Source organism: Leminorella richardii (assembly GCF_900478135.1).
Classification (GTDB): Bacteria; Pseudomonadota; Gammaproteobacteria; order Enterobacterales; family Enterobacteriaceae; genus Leminorella; species Leminorella richardii.
This window is the reverse complement of sequence record NZ_LS483470.1, coordinates 146,704-164,951: the sequence shown is the minus strand read 5'-3', so window position 1 is coordinate 164,951 and position 18,248 is coordinate 146,704. Positions and strand designations below refer to the sequence as shown.

Genomic DNA, 18,248 nt, shown 5'->3' with positions numbered 1-18,248 from the left:
CTTTACTGCGCCGCTTTGCGAGCCACGCCAAAACGGCTGACGAAATGTGTCAACGCGCTATTTGCCCCGAACCAGAGGCAGGTTTTCACCCGTCCATCCGGACAGGCCGTTTTTGAGCGTATAAACCTGAGAGAAGCCTTCTTTGACCAGCGCTTCCGCCGGTGCCTTGGAAGCTGTGCCGTTAGCGCACAGAACGACAACCGGGCGCTCTTTATGCTTGTCCAACACGGCCAGCGTCCCGTTTTTGATATCAGTTGGCGTTAGGTTGATGGCACCAACGATGTGGCCTTTACGGAAATCATCGATAGTGCGGGTGTCTACAACCACCGCTTCTTCACTATTGATTAGGCGAGTCAGCTCGGTGTTTCCGATGTCTTTGACTTTTGACGTAGCGCCTTTGAACGTGGTGTAAATAACGGCAATCAGTAGACCAAGCCATCCGAAGCTCAGAACGGGGTGGCTACTGACAAATTGCATAACTTGTTCCATGGAGAATAACGACTCGCTGTTTGGGATTAATCTCTAAGGTTATGGAGTATACCTGCGCCGAACGTCAAATACAGCCCAAATCCCCTATCGTAGTGTAGAAAATACGGCATATCTCTAGAAATTCTATCAAGAGTTGTTGGCCACACGTACTGAAAAAGTGCAAAAAAAGCCTCCCGTCTGCGATTTTTACGCTGAATCTCCTTCCGATGGAGTAAAATTGGCAGACTGTCTATAACAGTTATCGTTACCACCGATTTCCCAATATGGTATAAAACGGGAAAGTTCACGTTTTATCACTTATTACGAGGTTACTTGCATGTCGAGCACAAAAAAACCGCTGGTTCTCGTCATCCTTGACGGCTACGGCTATCGGGAAGAGAAGCAGGACAACGCTATAGTCAACGCGAAAAGGCCTGTGATGGACGCCCTATGGCAAAACTATCCCCATTCGCTTATCGCAGCCTCCGGCCTCGACGTCGGCCTGCCTGACGGGCAGATGGGCAACTCCGAAGTGGGTCACGTTAACCTAGGCGCCGGTCGCATCGTTTATCAGGACCTGACCCGTCTGGACAAAGAAATTAAAGACGGTGACTTTTTTACCAATGCCGTCCTCACCTCTGCGGTGGACAAAGCCGTCACTGCCGGTAAAGCACTTCACATTATGGGTCTGATGTCCCCTGGCGGCGTTCACAGCCACGAAGACCACATCCTAGCCATGGTTGAACTGGCAGCCCAACGCGGCGCAAAAGCCGTTTACCTCCATGCGTTTCTGGACGGTCGCGACACCCCACCCCGTAGTGCGGAATCAACACTGAAACGATTCACTGAAAAATTTGCTGAACTGGGCAACGGGCGCATTGCCTCTGTCATCGGTCGCTACTACGCCATGGATCGCGACAACCGCTGGGATCGCGTTCAGTTAGCCTATGACCTAATGGTCGACGCCAAGGGCGAATTCACATCTGACGATGCAGTATCTGCACTGCAGTCAGCCTATGCCCGCGATGAAAACGACGAGTTTGTTAAACCAACGGTGATACAAAAAGCCGGTGAGCCGTCAGCCGCTATGCAGGACGGCGACGTGATGATTTTTATGAACTTCCGCGCCGACCGCGCCCGCCAAATTACCCGCACGTTCATTAATCCGGAATTCGACGGCTTTAAGCGCAACCGCGTCATTCACTTCGGCGACTTCGTAATGCTGACTGAATACGCCGCGGACATCAAAGCCCACTGTGCCTACCCGCCAGAATCGCTGAACAACACCTTTGGCGAGTGGCTGATGAAGCATGACAAAACGCAGCTGCGCATTTCAGAAACTGAAAAGTACGCCCATGTGACTTTCTTCTATAATGGTGGTGTAGAGCAGCCGTTTACCGGTGAAGACCGCATTCTGGTTAATTCACCGAAAGTCGCCACCTACGACCTCCAGCCAGAAATGAGCTCTGCCGAGCTGACAGAGAAACTGGTCGCTGCGATTGAAAGCGGTAAGTATGACGCCATCATCTGTAACTATCCTAACGGTGACATGGTTGGTCATACCGGCGTTTATGACGCAGCGGTTAAGGCTATCGAAACGCTGGACAACTGCATCGGTCAAGTTGTTGACGCAGTGAAGCGTGTTGACGGTCAACTGCTGGTGACCGCTGACCACGGCAACGCAGAGCAGATGCGCGACCCGCAAACCGGTCAGGCGCACACCGCCCATACCAGCCTGCCGGTTCCGCTAATCTATGTCGGCAAGCATGCTGAAGCGGTCAGCGGCGGCAAGCTCTCTGATTTGGCCCCCACCATGCTTAGCCTAATGGGGATGGAAATTCCAAAAGAGATGACTGGCAAGCCTCTGTTCATCGTGAAATAATTCCTTTCCATGAAGGGAACGATTTTCACCTACTATTTATCTACCGTCAGGAGGTCGATTGTGCAGCCAGCAAGAACGTTATCTGCCCTGCATACATCGGCCAACCGATACGGCTTATCACTCCTGTGCGCCAGCGTGATTTATGCAGGCGCACTGCTCTTCTCCCCGTCGCTTCACGCCGAAGACAATAAACAGCAGCTAGACAGCGTTCTGCAAGATATCGCAGAAAAAGAGAAGAACGTTAAAGCCCAGCAGAAGCAGCGAGAAGGCCTTCAGGCTCAGCTACAAGAGCAGGAAAAAACCATCGCGCAGTCTAGTCTGGGTCTGCGTAAAACACAGGGAGCATTAAAAACGCTGACTGGTGACATCGGTACCCTGAACGCCAATATCAAACGGCTGCAAAAGCAGCAAAACGAACAGCAAGACCGCCTCGCTAAACAGCTTGATGCCGCCTTTCGCTTGGGAAAAAGCTCAGAGCTTGAGCTCGTTCTCGAAAGTGAAGAGAGCCAGCGCAGCGAACGCATTCTGGCCTATTACGGCTATCTTAACGAATCACGTCAGAAAACCATCAATCAGCTGAAAGAGACGCAAACCGATCTGGCTCAGGAAAAAAGTCGGCTTCAGTTGAAACAAACCGAACAAAAAAACCTGCTAGGTGAACAGAAAAGCCAGCAGGAAAAGCTGGAAAGCGCCCGACAGGAGCGCAAAAAGACCCTCAGCGCTCTCGACGCTTCCATTCAGGCCGATCAGCAAAAGCTCGCTGAACTGAAAAAAAATGAAACCCGCCTGCGCGATCAAATTGCTAAAGCTGAGCGTGAGGCCAAAGCCCGTGCCGAACGCGAACAGCGGGAAGCAGAAAAACTGCGTGCTAAACAGCAGCAGGCGCAAAAATCAGGTTCCACGTATAAGCCTACAGAAGAAGAGCGCTCCCTTATGGCGCGTACCGGTGGGCTCGGCAGGCCGGCAGGCCAAGCGCTGTGGCCGGTTAACGGTCGCGTAAGCCACAGCTTTGGCGAAACCTTGCAGGGAGAACTACGCTGGAAAGGTATCGTTATCAACGCGCCGGAAGGTAGTGAAGTTCGCGCCATTGCCGACGGCAGGGTTCTTCTAGCTGACTGGCTACAGGGCTACGGTCTGGTTGTGGTGGTCGAACACGGTAAAAGCGACATGAGCCTATACGGCTATAACCAAAGCGCTCTGGTCAGCGTCGGTAGTCAGGTGAAAGCCGGGCAGCCCGTCGCTCTGGTTGGTACCAGCGGCGGTCAGGGGCAACCTTCACTCTACTTTGAAATTCGTCGACAGGGTAAAGCCGTCGATCCGCGCCCCTGGCTGGGAAAATAACCATGTTTAAACGTCTTACCCGCCCTCTGCTGCTCAGCGCTTTGCTGTTTTCTTGTCTAAACGCTCTTGCCGCACCGGCGAGACTAGCGATAGTTATCGACGATTTCGGCTATCGAAAAAGCAATGAAGAGCAGGTGTTAAAGCTATCCCCAGCCATTTCCGTCGCTATTCTGCCCAATGCCCCCCTGTCGCGGGAAATGGCGCAAAAGGCCTATCAGCACGGAAACGAAATTCTGATCCATATGCCAATGGCTCCCATCAGTAAGCAGCCTCTGGAGAGGGATACTCTGCGCCCAACTATGGAGATAGAAGAAATCCGTAGGATTATCGCGCAGGCTATTCACAACGTTCCTCACGCCAAGGGCATGAATAACCACATGGGCAGCGCCATGACCTCTGACCTTGACGCCATGCGTCGAGTGATGAAAACGCTTAGCCACTACCAACTCTACTTTCTCGATAGCATGACGATCGGCAGCAGTAAAGCGACGCTGGCTGCAGAAGGCACTTCGGTTCAGGTGGTTAAAAGAAAGGTATTTCTCGACGACGACCAGAGCGAAGCCGCAGTGCGCAGGCAATTTTTGCTGGCAGTGAAAATGGCGCAGAAAAATGGTTCCGCCATAGCTATTGGCCATCCTCACCCGTCGACTGTCCGCGTACTGCAGCAAATGCTGCCACAGCTTCCCGCTAACGTGAAGCTGGTTTCCGTCAGTGCCCTGCTGCCGTCTGCTAAAACGCACGTTGAACCCGATACGGCACAGAAACCGCTGTTTCAATTAAACGGCATTCAGCGCTGCTCCACGGCGCTGAGCACTCAGCACGGACTGGCGCCAATGGCCTATAAAACGGTAAGAGCCGCTCTCGGTGACTCGCCTGCAGCGCTCTCGCTAGATGCCTATATTGGCTACTGCCAGAGCGCTTTCGCTCATAGTGCGCAGCCAACCGAATCAAGCCAGTCCGTGGGCAGCCAGCGTGCACGCTGACTCGCTGAATTGAACAAAGCTGACGGCTAAGTTACTATTTACCCCTCAGTAACGAAGGGGATTTCCTCGGCGCTTTACATTTCCAAACAGACAAATCGCGCGGAAAGCGTTCAAGAGATACAGCGTTTTCTGCAATACCTGACAATGCCCATCACCCAGCGGCATTAGACAACGAACCCTTCGGGGACGGACGGTGGAACAATGATTATCGTAACGGGCGGTGCCGGATTTATCGGCAGCAACATTATCAAGGCATTAAACCAGACCGGCTATCAGGATATTTTGGTGGTAGATAACCTGAAAGACGGCACCAAGTTCGCTAATCTGGTGGATCTGGATATCGCTGACTACATGGACAAAGAAGAGTTTCTTGGCCATATCATCGCCGATGACGATATGGGTGACATTGACGCCATTTTCCACGAGGGTGCCTGCTCCGCCACCACCGAGTGGGACGGTAAGTACATGATGGACAATAACTATCAGTACTCCAAAGACCTGCTTCACTACTGTCTGGATCGCCAGATCCCTTTCCTGTACGCCTCTTCTGCTGCCACTTACGGCGGTCGCAGCGACAACTTTATTGAAGACCGGCAGTTCGAACAGCCGCTTAACGTCTACGGTTACTCCAAGTTTCTATTCGACCAGTACGTCCGCCAGATCCTGCCGCACGCAGAATCTCAGGTTTGTGGCTTCCGCTACTTTAACGTGTATGGCCCAAGAGAGAACCACAAGGGCAGCATGGCAAGCGTGGCCTTCCACCTGAACAACCAGATCGGTAAGGGAGAAAATCCCAAGCTGTTCGCAGGCAGCGAAGGCTTCCGCCGCGACTTTATCTATGTCGGCGACGTCGCGCAAATGAACCTGTGGTTCTGGAAAAACGGCGCATCGGGCATCTTTAACTGTGGAACCGGCCGCGCTGAATCCTTCCAGGCAGTAGCTGACGCCGTTCTGGCCTATCATAAGAAAGGCCAGGTCGAATACATCCCCTTCCCTGAGCACTTGAAAGGGCGCTACCAGTCCTATACTCAGGCGGACTTAACCAAACTAAAAGCCACTGGCTACGACCTGCCGTTCAAAACCGTTGCCGAAGGCGTCGCTGAATATATGGCGTGGCTAAACAAAGACAACGCCTAAGCGCAACCGGCACAAAACAGGCCAGACGCAATAGCCCGAAATGCCTCTTTTTCGGGCTTTTGCTTTAACGCCACCAAGGCCTTTGAGCCTTTCCGGATCTGTGGGAAAACGCATGAAAACGCTGATTATTGGCCCTTCTTGGGTAGGAGACATGATGATGTCTCAAAGCCTTTACCGAACGCTGAAGGCGGAAAATCCCGAGATTGATATCGACGTAATGGCTCCCGCCTGGTGCCGCCCTCTGCTGACTCGCATGCCGGAAGTCAGTCAGGCAATCCCCATGCCGCTCGGGCACGGAGCATTAGCGATTGGTGAACGCTACCAGCTGGGCAAACGGCTGCGCGACAGCGGCTACCAACAGGCCATCGTCTTGCCTAACTCGCTCAAGTCAGCGCTAGTCCCCTTTTTTGCCAAAATACCTTGTCGCACCGGCTGGCGCGGCGAGATGCGTTACGGCCTGCTCAACGATGTACGAACGCTAGACAAAGCAGCCTTTCCGCTGATGGTGCAGCGCTACGTCGCGCTCGCCTATGACAGTCAGCGCATTCGCCGGGCAGAAGATCTCCCTCAGCCGATTCTGTGGCCACAGCTGCGCGTTGAGCCCGGCGAAGCACAACAGGCACAGGAAGCGTTTCACCTGCACACTGACCGGCAAACTATCGGGTTTTGCCCCGGCGCCGAGTTTGGCCCAGCCAAGCGATGGCCTCACTACCACTATGCTACGCTGGCTAGCAGCCTGATTGAGATGGGCTATCAAATTGTTCTTTTCGGTTCAGCCAAAGACCGAGAGGCCGGTGAGGAAATTCGCCTGGCGCTGACAGATACTCAGCGTGAACACTGCCATAATCTTGCTGGAGAAACTCAGCTAGAGCAGGCCGTTACGCTAATTGCAGGATGCTGCGCCATCGTGACCAATGATTCGGGGTTAATGCACGTCGCCGCTGCGCTGAACAGGCCACTGGTTGCTCTCTACGGCCCCAGCAGCCCCGACTTTACCCCTCCGCTGTCTCATTCCGCCCGCGTTATTCGGCTGATAAGCGGCTATCACAAAGTACGAAAAGGCGATGCCGATCAGGGATATCACCAAAGCCTGATAGACATTCAGCCTCAGCGGGTGCTTGAAGAGCTGACCGCGTTGCTGAGTAAGGGAGAAGTCAAATAAATGCGAGTGCTTGTTGTCAAAACGTCCTCAATGGGAGACGTCCTGCACACTCTCCCAGCGCTGACTGATGCCCAGCGGGCTATTCCCGGCATTCGCTTTGACTGGGTTGTCGAAGAGGGATTTGCCCAAATCCCTACCTGGCACAGCGCAGTTGACAGTGTGCTCCCGGTAGCTATCCGTCGCTGGCGCAAGTCCTGGTTTCACTCCGAGACGCGTAAAGAAAGGCAGTCGTTTATCGCACAACTCAGAGAGCAGCAGTATGACGCGGTTATCGACGCTCAGGGGCTGATAAAAAGCGCACTACTGGTGACTCGCAAAGCCAGAGGCGTTAAGCACGGGCAAGACCGCCGCAGCGCCCGAGAACCTCTCGCCAGCTTCTTTTTTGACGTAAAGCACTACATTGCTAAAAACCAGCATGCCGTAGAGCGCACTCGCCAGCTGTTCGCCCTAAGCTTAGGCTACTCCCTTGATGGAAAAGAGGGCGATTTTGCCATCGCCGAGCGCTTTCTAAGCGCGCCGCCTGAGGATGCCAACCGCTATCTGGTTTTTCTGCACGCAACAACTCGTGACGACAAGCACTGGCCCGAGCAGCACTGGCGTGAGCTTATCAACAGCATGGCAGATTCCGGCCTGAAGATTAAGCTGCCTTGGGGCTCACCTCACGAGCATGAAAGAGCTCTGCGGCTAGCCGAAGGCAGTGAGCACGTCGAAGTGCTGCCAAAGCTGACGCTAGAAGACGTGGCGCACGTGCTCACTGGTGCCAAAGCAGTCGTCTCGGTGGATACTGGCCTCAGCCACCTAACGGCGGCACTGGGAAGGCCAAACCTGACGCTGTACGGCCCAACAGACCCCGGGCTTATCGGCGGCTACGGCAGTAACCAGAGCGAAATGCTCGCTCCCGGTAATGACCTTAATGCCCTGAGCGCCAATGCGGTAAAAAATCGCCTGCTACAGATGCTCCAGTGCGATCAAGCCGGATAGCCGCAGCTAAACCACCGGAATAATAAAAAGTGTGACCTAGGTATGGTATTATCCCTGTCGCGAATAACTCCCCCGATATTTTTAAGGGGTGAAACCTGTTTTGACGATCGGGCGGCCATTACGCCGCCGCGTGTGGACACGATATGCTGAGGCTGATTTACTCATTCCTGCTCTATCTTCTACAGCCTTTTATTTGGCTACGTCTGTTTCTGCGCGGGCGTAAAGCGCCGCAGTACAGAAAGCGCTGGGCGGAAAGATACGGATTTTGTCGCGGTAAAGTCCAGCCGGACGGCATCATGCTGCACTCCGTTTCCGTTGGAGAAACGCTGACCGCGATCCCTCTGGTTCGCGCACTGCGCTACCGCTATCCCACACTGCCGATCACCGTCACCACCATGACCCCAACCGGCTCTGAACGTGTCCTGTCCGCGTTTGGTGACGACGTTCATCACGTTTATCTTCCCTACGATCTACCGGGTTCCGTCAACCGTTTTTTAAATCAGGTGCGGCCCAAGCTTGTGATCGTGATGGAAACCGAACTGTGGCCTAACCTGATCCACCAGCTCCACCGTCGTCAAGTGCCACTAGTTATCGCTAACGCTCGGCTCTCTGCCCGTTCGGCGAACGGATACCTCAAGCTGGGTAAAACCGTGCGCGATATGATGCATAAGATCACGCTGATCGCCGCGCAGAATCAGGAAGACGGCGAGCGCTTTATTCAGCTCGGCCTTAAGCGTTCACAGCTCGCCATTACCGGCAGCCTGAAGTTTGATATCTCCGTCACACCAGAGCTCTCTTCGCGTGCGCTCAGCCTGCGCCGACAGTGGGCACCTCATCGTCCTGTCTGGATCGCGACCAGTACACACGACGGGGAAGAGCAGATTATTCTTAATGCCCATCGCGCGCTGCTTGAACGTTTTCCCGATCTGCTGTTAATTCTGGTTCCTCGCCACCCAGAGCGTTTCTCTGTCGCTGAGCAGCTCACTGCGTCAGCCGGATTAAAGTTTGTTACCCGCAGCAGCGGTGTGGTACCTAGCGAACAGGATCAGGTCATCATCGGCGATACAATGGGTGAGCTGATGCTCCTATACGGCGTAGCTGACTTTGCGTTTGTTGGCGGCAGTCTGGTAGAACGAGGCGGTCACAATCCTCTGGAGCCGGCTGCACACGGGCTTCCGGTGATCGTCGGGCCTCATACCTTTAACTTTAAAGACATTTGCAGCAAGCTTCAGCTGGCTGAAGGGCTTATTGTTGTTTCCAATGCCGAAGAGCTGGTGGAGGCCGCAGAGCGCCTTTTGAACGATGAAGCCTGTCGGCGAAGCTACGGGCAGAATGCAGCCAACGTGCTAATGCAAAACCAGGGAGCTCTGGAAAAGCTGTTGGCACTGCTGGAGCCCTATCTGCCGACGCGGATCCACTAACAGCTCAAGCCGATGTAAAAACAGGATGCAGACTGTCCGAAGGAAAGAGCGCGAGATATACTCAACGTAAATCCCCTATACCAAGAGGCACATAGCTGTGCCGCTTGAGGAGAAGCTATGACGTCTCAACACGCTGAATACACGAAAGCTATCTATCCGGGAACCTTCGATCCCATGACTAACGGGCATTTGGACATCATTACCCGCAGTGTCCGCATGTTTGACCATCTGGTTATTGCTATTGCGCGCAGCCCGAGTAAAAACCCGCTTTTTACGCTGGAGGAGCGCGTTGAGCTGGCAAAAGCGGCAACGGCCCACCTGCCCCGCATTGAAGTCGTCGGCTTTAACGAACTGATGGCGCATTTTGCCCAAAAGCAGGGGGCAAACGTTCTAATCCGAGGGCTAAGAGCCATTTCCGACTTTGAATATGAGCTTCAGCTGGCCAGCATGAACCGGCACCTGATGGCCGATTTGGAAAGCATCTTTCTTATGCCTTCAGAGAAGTGGTCTTTTGTCTCTTCTTCGCTCGTCAAAGAAGTGGCCCGCCACGGGGGAGATATTACCTCTTTCCTGCCGCAGGCCGTCTCCGAAGCGCTGATGAAGAAACTAAGCTAATGCAACTACTTCTGGCAGCGCCGACAGAAGAACGTAGAGCGCTGCCCAAGCTTTTCGCTTTCGATCAGCGTCCCGCACACTCGGCAGGGTTCTCCCACTCGGCCGTAAACCTGAAGCTCTTGTGCAAAGTAGCCGGGCTTGCCGTCAGCCTGAAGAAAATCTTTTAGCGTTGTTCCCCCCTGTTCAATGGATCGAGCAAGAACGCGCTTTATTTCAGCGACCAACAGATCGGCTTCCCGCTTGGTCAGCGATCCCGCCGGGCGGGTGGGTAAAATCCTCGACTCAAACAGCGATTCACTGGCGTAGATATTGCCTACGCCGACCACTAGCCGGTTATCCATCAGCCAGGGCTTTATCTTTGTCTTTTTACCGCGAGACTTTTTAAACAGATATTCACCGCTAAACTCATCGCCCAATGGCTCTGGGCCAAGATGCATCAGCACACCGCTGTCGGCTAAATCGTCAGTCCACAACCAGGATCCAAACCGCCTTGGGTCTGTATAGCGCAGCACTTTTCCATTAGAAAGCACAAAGTCTACGTGGTCGTGTTTTCCCGGTTCGATAAACTCTGGCAGCACTCGCACACTGCCCGACATACCGAGGTGACCGATGATCCAGCCGCTATCGAGCTCAATCAGCAGGTATTTTGCCCTGCGGCCGATGCTCAGCACCGGGCTGTTCTTTAATGCATTAATCTGTTCGGATACCGGCCAGCGAAGCTTTGGCTGCCGCACAATCACGCGGGCGATCTGGTAGCCCACCATATGGGGCTCAATGCCGCGGCGGCTAGTTTCTATCTCCGGTAATTCAGGCATCGGCGGGTCTCCTTGACGTTAAATGGCGATGGCGGCGTAAACAATATGTTAACAAAAGCGTTTGTTCAACGCCTGTTTTGCACTTTTCTTTATTGCCTCATCTCAAACCTATAGCCATATGCTGAATCCGAGGCACAAAAAAACCCGGACAGGCCGGGTTTTTTAACACTACGCTGTATAGAACGAAGCTTACTTAATTTTGGCTTCTTTATAAACAACGTGCTGACGGACAACTGGATCGTACTTTTTCAGTTCCAGTTTTTCCGGCTTAGTGCGCTTGTTCTTCGTGGTGGTATAGTAGTGACCTGTACCAGCTGAAGAAACCAGCTTGATCTTCTCGCGAATACCTTTAGCCATGGTTCAGTTCCTTAATACTTCTCACCGCGGGCACGGAGATCGGCTAACACCGAATCAATACCCTTCTTATCAATAACACGCATACCTTTAGCAGATACACGTAAGGTTACAAAACGCTTTTCGCTCTCAACCCAAAAACGGTGAGAGTGCAGGTTAGGCAGGAAGCGACGCTTAGTGGCGTTCATCGCGTGAGAGCGATTGTTTCCGCTAACAGGGCGCTTGCCGGTAACTTGGCAGACTCGTGACATGTCAAAATTCTCCAAAAATCAATATCAGCTCGAGCTTCTTTAGGATGTTGGCGGCCTCGTCAGGCTTTAGAGCCAATCTCAGCGTGCTCTGCTGAGGCGAGACGTTTTCGGTCAGAACCCGCTGAGATAGGCTCGCATACCACATCCATAATTCTCAAAGGTGGCGTAGTATACGCCCTTAGCGGGTACGGCTCAAGTGCTGAAGGGAAAAGATCCTCAAGGATCGTAAAAAAGCGCTAAATCCAAGCCCGTTCAGCAAAAGATACATACTCACCCTTCCCTACCACGACGTGGTCAAGCACCCGGACGTCAACAATAGAACAGGCATCCTGTATCCGCTGCGTAACAAGCCGATCGGCCTGACTGGGTTCGGCCCTGCCGGACGGGTGATTGTGCGCGAGAATGACTGCCGCCGCGTTGGATTTCAACGCCTCGCGGACAATTTCTCTGGGATGCACTTCAACGCTGTTTAACGTACCGCTAAACATTTCTTTATGGTAAAGCACCTGATTCTGATTATCCAAAAAAATTACCACAAACACTTCCCGTTCACGATGCGACAGCAGATTCTTCAAATAGTCAAAGGTCAGTGTTGGATTACTTATCGGACACATTGCCTTTATCTGGTGGCCAAGAAAGCGGCGGGAAAGCTCTACTGTCGCCTGCAGCTGTGAAAATCGTGCCAGCCCCAACCCGGGCACCTGACAAAAGCGGCTATAGTCCGCCGACATCAGTCCGTGAAGCGAACCAAACTCTTTCAATATTTGCGTAGCAAATTCCAGCACGTGTAGACCCGGCCTGCCGGTTTTTAAAAAAATCGCCAGCAGCTCTTTGTCAGAAAGCGCGCTAGCACCGTACGCCAGCAGCTTTTCCCTAGGGGCACAGCCGCCTTCCCACATCGATAGATCTTTTTCTTTCATTCTTTTTCACCTCTCTGGCAAATACATTAAAAGCCTGAGAGAAGAAAAACCTCATGATAAAAAGAGCTTAGGAAGATCTGCCGAAATAAAAAACCTTATATACTTAAGCGTTACATACCTTTTGCGAAAGGTATTCCACAATATCTCTTCTATTTCTCCAATGGCAAAAATAAAGCTCAGCGACCCTAGCTTGTTCTGGTATATTAATTTTACTGTATATATAATCAGTAAATTGAGATCTGTTTTTCACAACAGGAATACGCAGGAAGCGCTTGCTCTCTTTGTCCTCTTCAGGCTTATGATAAACTCCACAGCATGCTTCCCACTTTCAGTGGCCGTTCTCCTAAAACAGATCTAAAACAGATAAGGCAGCAACTATGGCAGCGTTAAACGGTAAAAAGATTGTCTTGGGCATTAGCGGCGGTATCGCCGCCTATAAGAGCCCGGAAATTGTCAGGCGCCTTCGCGACAGAGGAGCTGACGTCCGAGTGGTGATGACAGAGGCCGCCAAGGCCTTTATTACGCCACTGACGCTTCAGGCCGTTTCCGGCCACCCTGTTGCCGACGATCTGTTAGATCCCGCCGCCGAAGCCGCCATGGGCCATATTGAACTTGGTAAATGGGCCGATCTGATACTGCTGGCACCGGCAACGGCAGATCTATTGGCTCGCCTGGCAGCGGGAATGGCTAACGATCTGGTGACGACTCTTTGTCTTGCCAGCGCCGCACCTATTGCTGTCGCTCCAGCAATGAATCAGCAGATGTATCGTGCTGTAGCCACTCAGGCCAACCTAAAAACTCTGTCTGCCCGTGGTGTACATATTTTAGAGCCGGACAGTGGAGCTCAGGCCTGTGGGGACATCGGGCCGGGAAGAATGCCTGACCCATTAGATCTCATCGCTCGCTGCGAAGCGCTGCTTTCAAAATCCGCTGATTTAGCTCATCTGAGCATTTTGCTTACCGCTGGCCCAACGCGAGAAGCGCTGGATCCCGTACGATTTATCACTAACCACAGCTCAGGGAAAATGGGCTATGCCATTGCTCGCGCTGCCGCCGCTCGCGGAGCTCACGTCACGCTGATAAGCGGCCCGGTTGAGCTTGCGCCGCCTCCCAATGTAACCGTAGTTAACGTTACCAGCGCGCTGGAAATGCGGGATGCGGTAATGTCTCGCGCTGCCGGTGAAAATATTTTTATTGCCTGCGCCGCCGTTGCCGACTATCGTGCGCAGCAGATTGCAGATGAGAAAATCAAAAAACAGGGCGACGAACTCACCCTGAAAATGATAAAAAATCCCGATATCGTGGCCGAAGTCGCCGCCATGGCGAGTGGGCGCCCCTTCGTTGTAGGGTTTGCCGCTGAAACGCAGAATGTGGAAGAATATGCGCGCTCCAAGCTGGTTCGCAAAAACCTTGACCTCATTTGTGCAAACGATGTATCGCGGCCGGGACAAGGATTTAACAGCGACAGTAATGCTCTGCATCTGTACTGGTCAAACGGCGAGACCCGCTTACCCTTAAGCGATAAGTCTCTGCTTGGTCAAAAACTGATGGACGAAATCGTCAAACGCTATGAAGAAAAAAATTGATATAAAAATTCTCGATGCCCGCATTGGGACTACGTTTCCACTACCCGCTTACGCAACACCAGGATCTGCCGGGCTGGATCTTCGCGCCTGTCTGGATGAAGCGGTCACGCTAAATCCAGGAGAAACCACGCTGCTGCCCACCGGGCTGGCCATTCACATCGCCGATCCGTCTCTTGCCGCAGTCATCCTTCCTCGTTCCGGTCTCGGGCACAAGCACGGCGTTGTGCTGGGAAATCTGGTTGGACTGATTGACTCTGACTATCAGGGGCAGCTTATGGTGTCGGTATGGAACCGCGGTCAAACGCCTTTCGTCATTGAGCCCGGCGAACGTATTTCACAAATGGTTTTTGTTCCCGTCGTCCAGGCTGAATTCAACATCGTAGAAGAGTTTGAAAGCAGTGAGCGCGGCGAAGGCGGTTTCGGACACTCCGGTCGCCAGTAGCGTTTTCACCATAATAAATAACGGTTGTTAGGCCAGCCACGCTGGCCGTCTGGGCGTGGGCTGTATCCCGCCCTTATTTGGACGTCACTGGACATGGTAGAAAAAGTTACAAAGAAAAATCGTAAAGAAGACATTCTGCAAGCTCTGGCTCAAATGCTGGAGTCGAGCGACGGCAGCCAGCGCATCACGACCGCCAAACTGGCGGCCAACGTTGGCGTGTCTGAAGCGGCGCTTTATCGCCACTTCCCCAGTAAAATGAGAATGTTCGACAGCCTGATTGAGTTTATTGAGGATAGCCTCAATAGCCGTATCAACCTGATCCTGCAGGACGAAAAAGATACGCTCAACCGCATCCGGCTAATTATGATCCTCATTCTGGGCTTCGCAGAAAAAAATCCTGGTCTGACGCGGATCATGACGGGGCACGCCCTGATGTTTGAGCAGGACAGGCTACAGGGAAGAATCAATCAGCTGTTTGAGCGGATAGAAACACAAATCCGTCAAGTACTGCGGGAAAGAAAGCTTCGAGAAGGCATCTCTTTTGCCTATGACGAAAGCCTGATTGCCAGCCAGCTTTTAGCCTTTTGTGAAGGGATGATGTCCCGCTTTGTGCGATCAGAATTTCGCTATCGCCCGACAGAAGAGTTCGATGTACGCTGGCCCATGCTGGCACTACAGCTTCAATAGCCAGAGCAAGCTCAAACAAAATCGAAGGGCGGTTTTTACACCGCCCTTCGTCGTTTTTCACGTCTAGAAAAGCCCGTTATTTAGCCACTTCAGAACTACCTACCGCTTCCGGCGCGGGAGCCGAGCCATACGCCGCAGCCTTCACGTCTTTACGCACGCTGGCTACGTCACTCTCCGTCACTGGAGCAGCCTGATTACCCCAGCTGTTGCGGATAAAGTTCACCACGTCAGCCACCTGCTTATCCGTCAGTCGGGTATCGAATCCCGGCATTGTGTAAGACGTTGGTGCCTTGAAGGTAGACGGCAGGGTCCCGCCTTTCAGAACGATATGAATCAGAGATGTGGCGTCTTTCGTTGCTAGGGCAGAGTTACCCGCCAGCGCAGGGAAGACTTCCGCATAACCTTTACCATCAGTACGGTGACATGCGGCACAGCTGTCGACGTAGACGCTGGCGCCGATAGCGCTGTCGTCGCCGTTAAAAAGCGCTTTAAAGGCCGTATCATCATACTTGAACGGCGTCTGCTCCGCGGAAGCCGGAGGCAGCGACTTGAGATAGCGCGCTATCGCCGTCAGATCCTCCTGCGTCATATACTGCATACTCTGCGTCACCACGTCGCTCATAGAGCCGAACACGGCCGTATGCTCGGTGCGCCCAGTGCTCAAGAACTGCACCAGCTGTTCCTCAGTCCAGCCTCCCAAACCGTCGCGCACATCTCCTCGCAGGTTCTTCGCTACCCAGCCTTCCATAGCATCACCGCCGGACAAATAAAGCTCACCGTCTGCTGAGGTCAGCGCTTTCTCCTGCATACCGATTCCACGCGGGCTATGGCATGCACCGCAGTGCCCCAATCCCTCAACGAGATAGGCACCGCGAGCAACAACAGGATCCTGCCCAGTTTCAGGCACAAATGCCTTCACCTCAGGTGCAAACATCCAGCGCCAAACCGTCAGCGGCCAGCGCATAGACATCGGCCAGGCAATGTCTGTCGGCTTATTTGCCTGACTGACTGGCTCCACTCCATTCATAAAGTAGGCGTACAGCGCATGCATATCAGAGTCAGAAACCCGCGCATAGGAAGGAAACGGCATCGCAGGGTAAAGCGTGTGGTCTTTGCCTATACCGTGACGTACCGCGTTATCAAAGTCTTCAAAGCTGTATTCACCGATACCGGTTTGTTTATCCGGTGTGATGTTGGTGGAAAAAATGGTGCCGACCGGCGATTCCATCGGCAAGCCACCGGCGAAGGGTTTACCGCCGCTCGCCGTGTGACAGGCGACACAGTCCCCAGCACGAGCCAGATATTCGCCCTGCTTAATCAGCGTCTCGTCCTTATAGTTAACGGACTCAGCCGCAAAGAGCGGCGCACTTAGCCCTATCGCCAGTCCGGCAGAAATAAGAAGTCTGTTCATTATGGTCTCCTCCTTACGCCTGAACCAACGGGCCGGGGTTTTTCAGATACTGTTCACGAATCGCCTTAGCCGACCAGTACGTCAGCGCACCCACCAAACCAGTTGGGTTATAGCCAAAGTTCTGCGGAAACACGCAGGCACCCATAACAAACACGTTTGGCACATCCCAACACTGCAAATAGCGGTTAACTACGCTGGTGCTCGGATCGCTGCCCATAATGGCGCCGCCGGTGTTGTGTGTCGTCTGGTAGGGACGCGTATCATAGTTAGCGCCAAACTTCTTCGTGTTGACCTTATACGACTCAGGGTTCATGGCCTTCGCAATTTCACCGGCCTTGTTGGTCGTAAACTGCGACATCTTGATCTCGTTGTCGTGCCAGTTAAACGTCATCCTCAGCAAAGGCTGACCGTTGCTGTCCGTATAGTTAGGATCAAGATCCAGATAACTATCGCGATAGGACATCACTGAACCGGAAGAGCTAATGCTCATTGCCCGCTGATAGCTATCCTGCACGGCGCCTTTCCACGCGCTTCCCCATGAAGGAGTCCCTGCCGGTACGGTCGCCTGCTTTATCGGACGCCCGCCGGAGCGGTGGTGGTTGATATTTGCGCCGCCAATAAAACCGAGCGGACCGTGGTCGAAGTTATCGGCGTTGAAATCATCTATCGCCTGCCCACCGGCACCGGTACCGATAAACGGATTAAGCGTCGTACCTTTAGGCATCATGACGCTGACGGAGGTCAGCATTTGGTAGGCGTAGTTACGTCCGACAACCCCTTCATTGGTCACTGGGTTATAGGGTTTACCAATTTTGGAGAGCAGCAGCAGGCGAACGTTATGCATCTGGAAAGCGCTCATAATAACGATGCTGGCCGGCTGCTCAACTTCTCTGCCCTGAGGGTCTATGTAAGTTACACCAGTAGCCTTTTTACCGTCGGAGTCCAAATTGACACGGATCACCTGAGACTGCGTCCTCAATTCAAAATTTGGCTTTCTTAGCAGGACAGGAAGAATGGTCGTTTGTGGCGAGGCTTTAGAGTAGAGATAGCAAGCATAGTGCTCACAAAAGCCGCAGAAGTTACAGGGGCCAAGGCGCACGCCGTAAGGGTTAGTATAGGGGCCTGAAGCATTAGAGGCTGGGATCGGGAATGGCTTGTAGCCCAATTCTGTCGCCGCTTTAGCAAACAGCGTCGCGCTGTGAACGTCCTTCAGCGCGGGAAGAGGGTACTCTTTACTGCGCGGAGCTTCAAACCGGTTCCCTGCATCCAGCTTCTGCCCCTTGATATTGCCCGCCTGGCCCGATACGCCGCAGACATCTTCGAACTGGGTAAAATAGGGCTCCAGCTCTTCATAGGTTACGCCAAAGTCCTGAATGGTCATACCGTCAGGAATAAAGCTTTTTCCGTAACGCTCCTCATAGTGGCTGCGGATTTTTAACTCCTCCGGGAACGCCCGCCAGTGAAGGCCGTTCCAGTGTAGCCCCGCACCGCCAACGCCGTTACCCATCAGAAATGAACCATGCTGGCGATAAGGTACCGCCTGTTCACTAACGCTATGGCGAATTGTAACCGTCTCTTTGGACAGATCCTGAAACAGCTTGCCGCGCACCGAAAAGGCCAGTTCGTCAGCGACATTAGGGTATTTTCCCTCAGTCGCGGTGTCCTGCATCGGACCGCGCTCCAGCGCCAGCACGTGCAGGCCTGCTTCGGTCAACTCTTGCCCCATAATCGCGCCAGTCCAGCCAAAGCCAACCAGCACAACGTCTACGGGCTCTTTTTTAATTGCCATGTT

General features: G+C 53.2%; 18 protein-coding genes. 11 read left to right on the top strand and 7 right to left on the bottom strand.

The genetic code is table 11. The features are described 5' to 3' along the window. Positions 1–57 precede the first annotated feature (57 nt). Complete coding sequence (locus DQM29_RS00730) at positions 58–489, bottom strand: rhodanese-like domain-containing protein (protein ID WP_111738855.1); 432 nt, start codon at positions 487–489, stop codon at positions 58–60. Positions 490–805: 316 nt separating this feature from the next. Here DQM29_RS00730 and gpmM point away from each other — a divergent pair, with 316 nt between their 5' ends. The 8 genes from gpmM to coaD all read left to right on the top strand — a co-directional run bounded on the left by gpmM (position 806) and on the right by coaD (position 9,990). Continuing rightward, positions 806–2,350: a 2,3-bisphosphoglycerate-independent phosphoglycerate mutase gene (gene gpmM, locus DQM29_RS00725; protein ID WP_111738854.1), complete on the top strand. Its 1,545-nt coding sequence runs from the start codon at positions 806–808 to the stop codon at positions 2,348–2,350. A gap of 9 nt (positions 2,351–2,359) precedes the next feature. Further along, positions 2,360–3,691 (top strand): murein hydrolase activator EnvC, encoded by a 1,332-nt coding sequence (envC, locus tag DQM29_RS00720; protein ID WP_111738853.1) that lies wholly within the window; start codon positions 2,360–2,362, stop codon positions 3,689–3,691. A gap of 2 nt (positions 3,692–3,693) precedes the next feature. Beyond that, entirely contained in the window at positions 3,694–4,674 is a 981-nt protein-coding gene (locus DQM29_RS00715; RefSeq protein WP_111738852.1) for a divergent polysaccharide deacetylase family protein, read from the top strand. Positions 4,675–4,875: 201 nt separating this feature from the next. Next, positions 4,876–5,811 (top strand): ADP-glyceromanno-heptose 6-epimerase, encoded by a 936-nt coding sequence (rfaD, locus tag DQM29_RS00710; protein ID WP_111738851.1) that lies wholly within the window; start codon positions 4,876–4,878, stop codon positions 5,809–5,811. A 112-nt stretch (positions 5,812–5,923) separates the two neighbouring features. Continuing rightward, complete coding sequence (rfaF, locus tag DQM29_RS00705; protein ID WP_111738850.1) at positions 5,924–6,973, top strand: ADP-heptose--LPS heptosyltransferase RfaF; 1,050 nt, start codon at positions 5,924–5,926, stop codon at positions 6,971–6,973. Beyond that, positions 6,974–7,954, top strand: coding sequence for a lipopolysaccharide heptosyltransferase RfaC (gene rfaC / locus DQM29_RS00700; protein WP_111738849.1), 981 nt, complete (start codon positions 6,974–6,976; stop codon positions 7,952–7,954). A 143-nt stretch (positions 7,955–8,097) separates the two neighbouring features. Further along, entirely contained in the window at positions 8,098–9,375 is a 1,278-nt protein-coding gene (gene waaA, locus DQM29_RS00695) for a lipid IV(A) 3-deoxy-D-manno-octulosonic acid transferase (protein ID WP_111738848.1), read from the top strand. 117 nt (positions 9,376–9,492) lie between these two features. Further along, complete coding sequence (gene coaD, locus DQM29_RS00690) at positions 9,493–9,990, top strand: pantetheine-phosphate adenylyltransferase (protein ID WP_111738847.1); 498 nt, start codon at positions 9,493–9,495, stop codon at positions 9,988–9,990. A 5-nt stretch (positions 9,991–9,995) separates the two neighbouring features. On the opposite strand, the gene mutM is transcribed toward coaD, so the two are convergent. The 4 genes from mutM to radC all read right to left on the bottom strand — a co-directional run bounded on the left by mutM (position 9,996) and on the right by radC (position 12,330). Beyond that, positions 9,996–10,805 carry a bifunctional DNA-formamidopyrimidine glycosylase/DNA-(apurinic or apyrimidinic site) lyase gene (gene mutM / locus DQM29_RS00685; protein ID WP_111738846.1) on the bottom strand — a complete coding sequence of 270 codons (810 nt, stop codon included), beginning with the start codon at positions 10,803–10,805 and terminating at the stop codon, positions 9,996–9,998. A 189-nt stretch (positions 10,806–10,994) separates the two neighbouring features. Further along, positions 10,995–11,162: a 50S ribosomal protein L33 gene (gene rpmG / locus DQM29_RS00680; protein ID WP_111738845.1), complete on the bottom strand. Its 168-nt coding sequence runs from the start codon at positions 11,160–11,162 to the stop codon at positions 10,995–10,997. Between the two features lie 11 nt (positions 11,163–11,173). Beyond that, entirely contained in the window at positions 11,174–11,410 is a 237-nt protein-coding gene (rpmB, locus tag DQM29_RS00675; protein WP_111738844.1) for a 50S ribosomal protein L28, read from the bottom strand. Positions 11,411–11,646: 236 nt separating this feature from the next. Then, positions 11,647–12,330: a RadC family protein gene (gene radC, locus DQM29_RS00670; protein WP_111738843.1), complete on the bottom strand. Its 684-nt coding sequence runs from the start codon at positions 12,328–12,330 to the stop codon at positions 11,647–11,649. 377 nt (positions 12,331–12,707) lie between these two features. Here radC and coaBC point away from each other — a divergent pair, with 377 nt between their 5' ends. From coaBC to slmA, 3 genes are all read left to right on the top strand, one after another. Then, positions 12,708–13,916, top strand: coding sequence for a bifunctional phosphopantothenoylcysteine decarboxylase/phosphopantothenate--cysteine ligase CoaBC (gene coaBC / locus DQM29_RS00660; RefSeq protein ID WP_111738841.1), 1,209 nt, complete (start codon positions 12,708–12,710; stop codon positions 13,914–13,916). Then, a complete protein-coding gene (dut, locus tag DQM29_RS00655; RefSeq protein ID WP_111738840.1) occupies positions 13,900–14,358 on the top strand; it encodes a dUTP diphosphatase in 459 nt (152 codons plus the stop codon). Before coaBC ends, dut begins: the two co-directional genes overlap by 17 nt. A 93-nt stretch (positions 14,359–14,451) precedes the next feature. Next, positions 14,452–15,045: a nucleoid occlusion factor SlmA gene (slmA, locus tag DQM29_RS00650; protein ID WP_111738839.1), complete on the top strand. Its 594-nt coding sequence runs from the start codon at positions 14,452–14,454 to the stop codon at positions 15,043–15,045. Between the two features lie 76 nt (positions 15,046–15,121). On the opposite strand, the gene DQM29_RS00645 is transcribed toward slmA, so the two are convergent. After that, the gene (locus DQM29_RS00645; protein WP_111738838.1) at positions 15,122–16,456 is read right to left on the bottom strand and encodes a c-type cytochrome; all 1,335 of its coding nucleotides are present in this window, start codon (positions 16,454–16,456) and stop codon (positions 15,122–15,124) included. A gap of 13 nt (positions 16,457–16,469) precedes the next feature. Beyond that, positions 16,470–18,245, bottom strand: coding sequence for a GMC family oxidoreductase (locus DQM29_RS00640; RefSeq protein ID WP_111738837.1), 1,776 nt, complete (start codon positions 18,243–18,245; stop codon positions 16,470–16,472). Between the last annotated feature and the right edge of the window lie 3 nt (positions 18,246–18,248).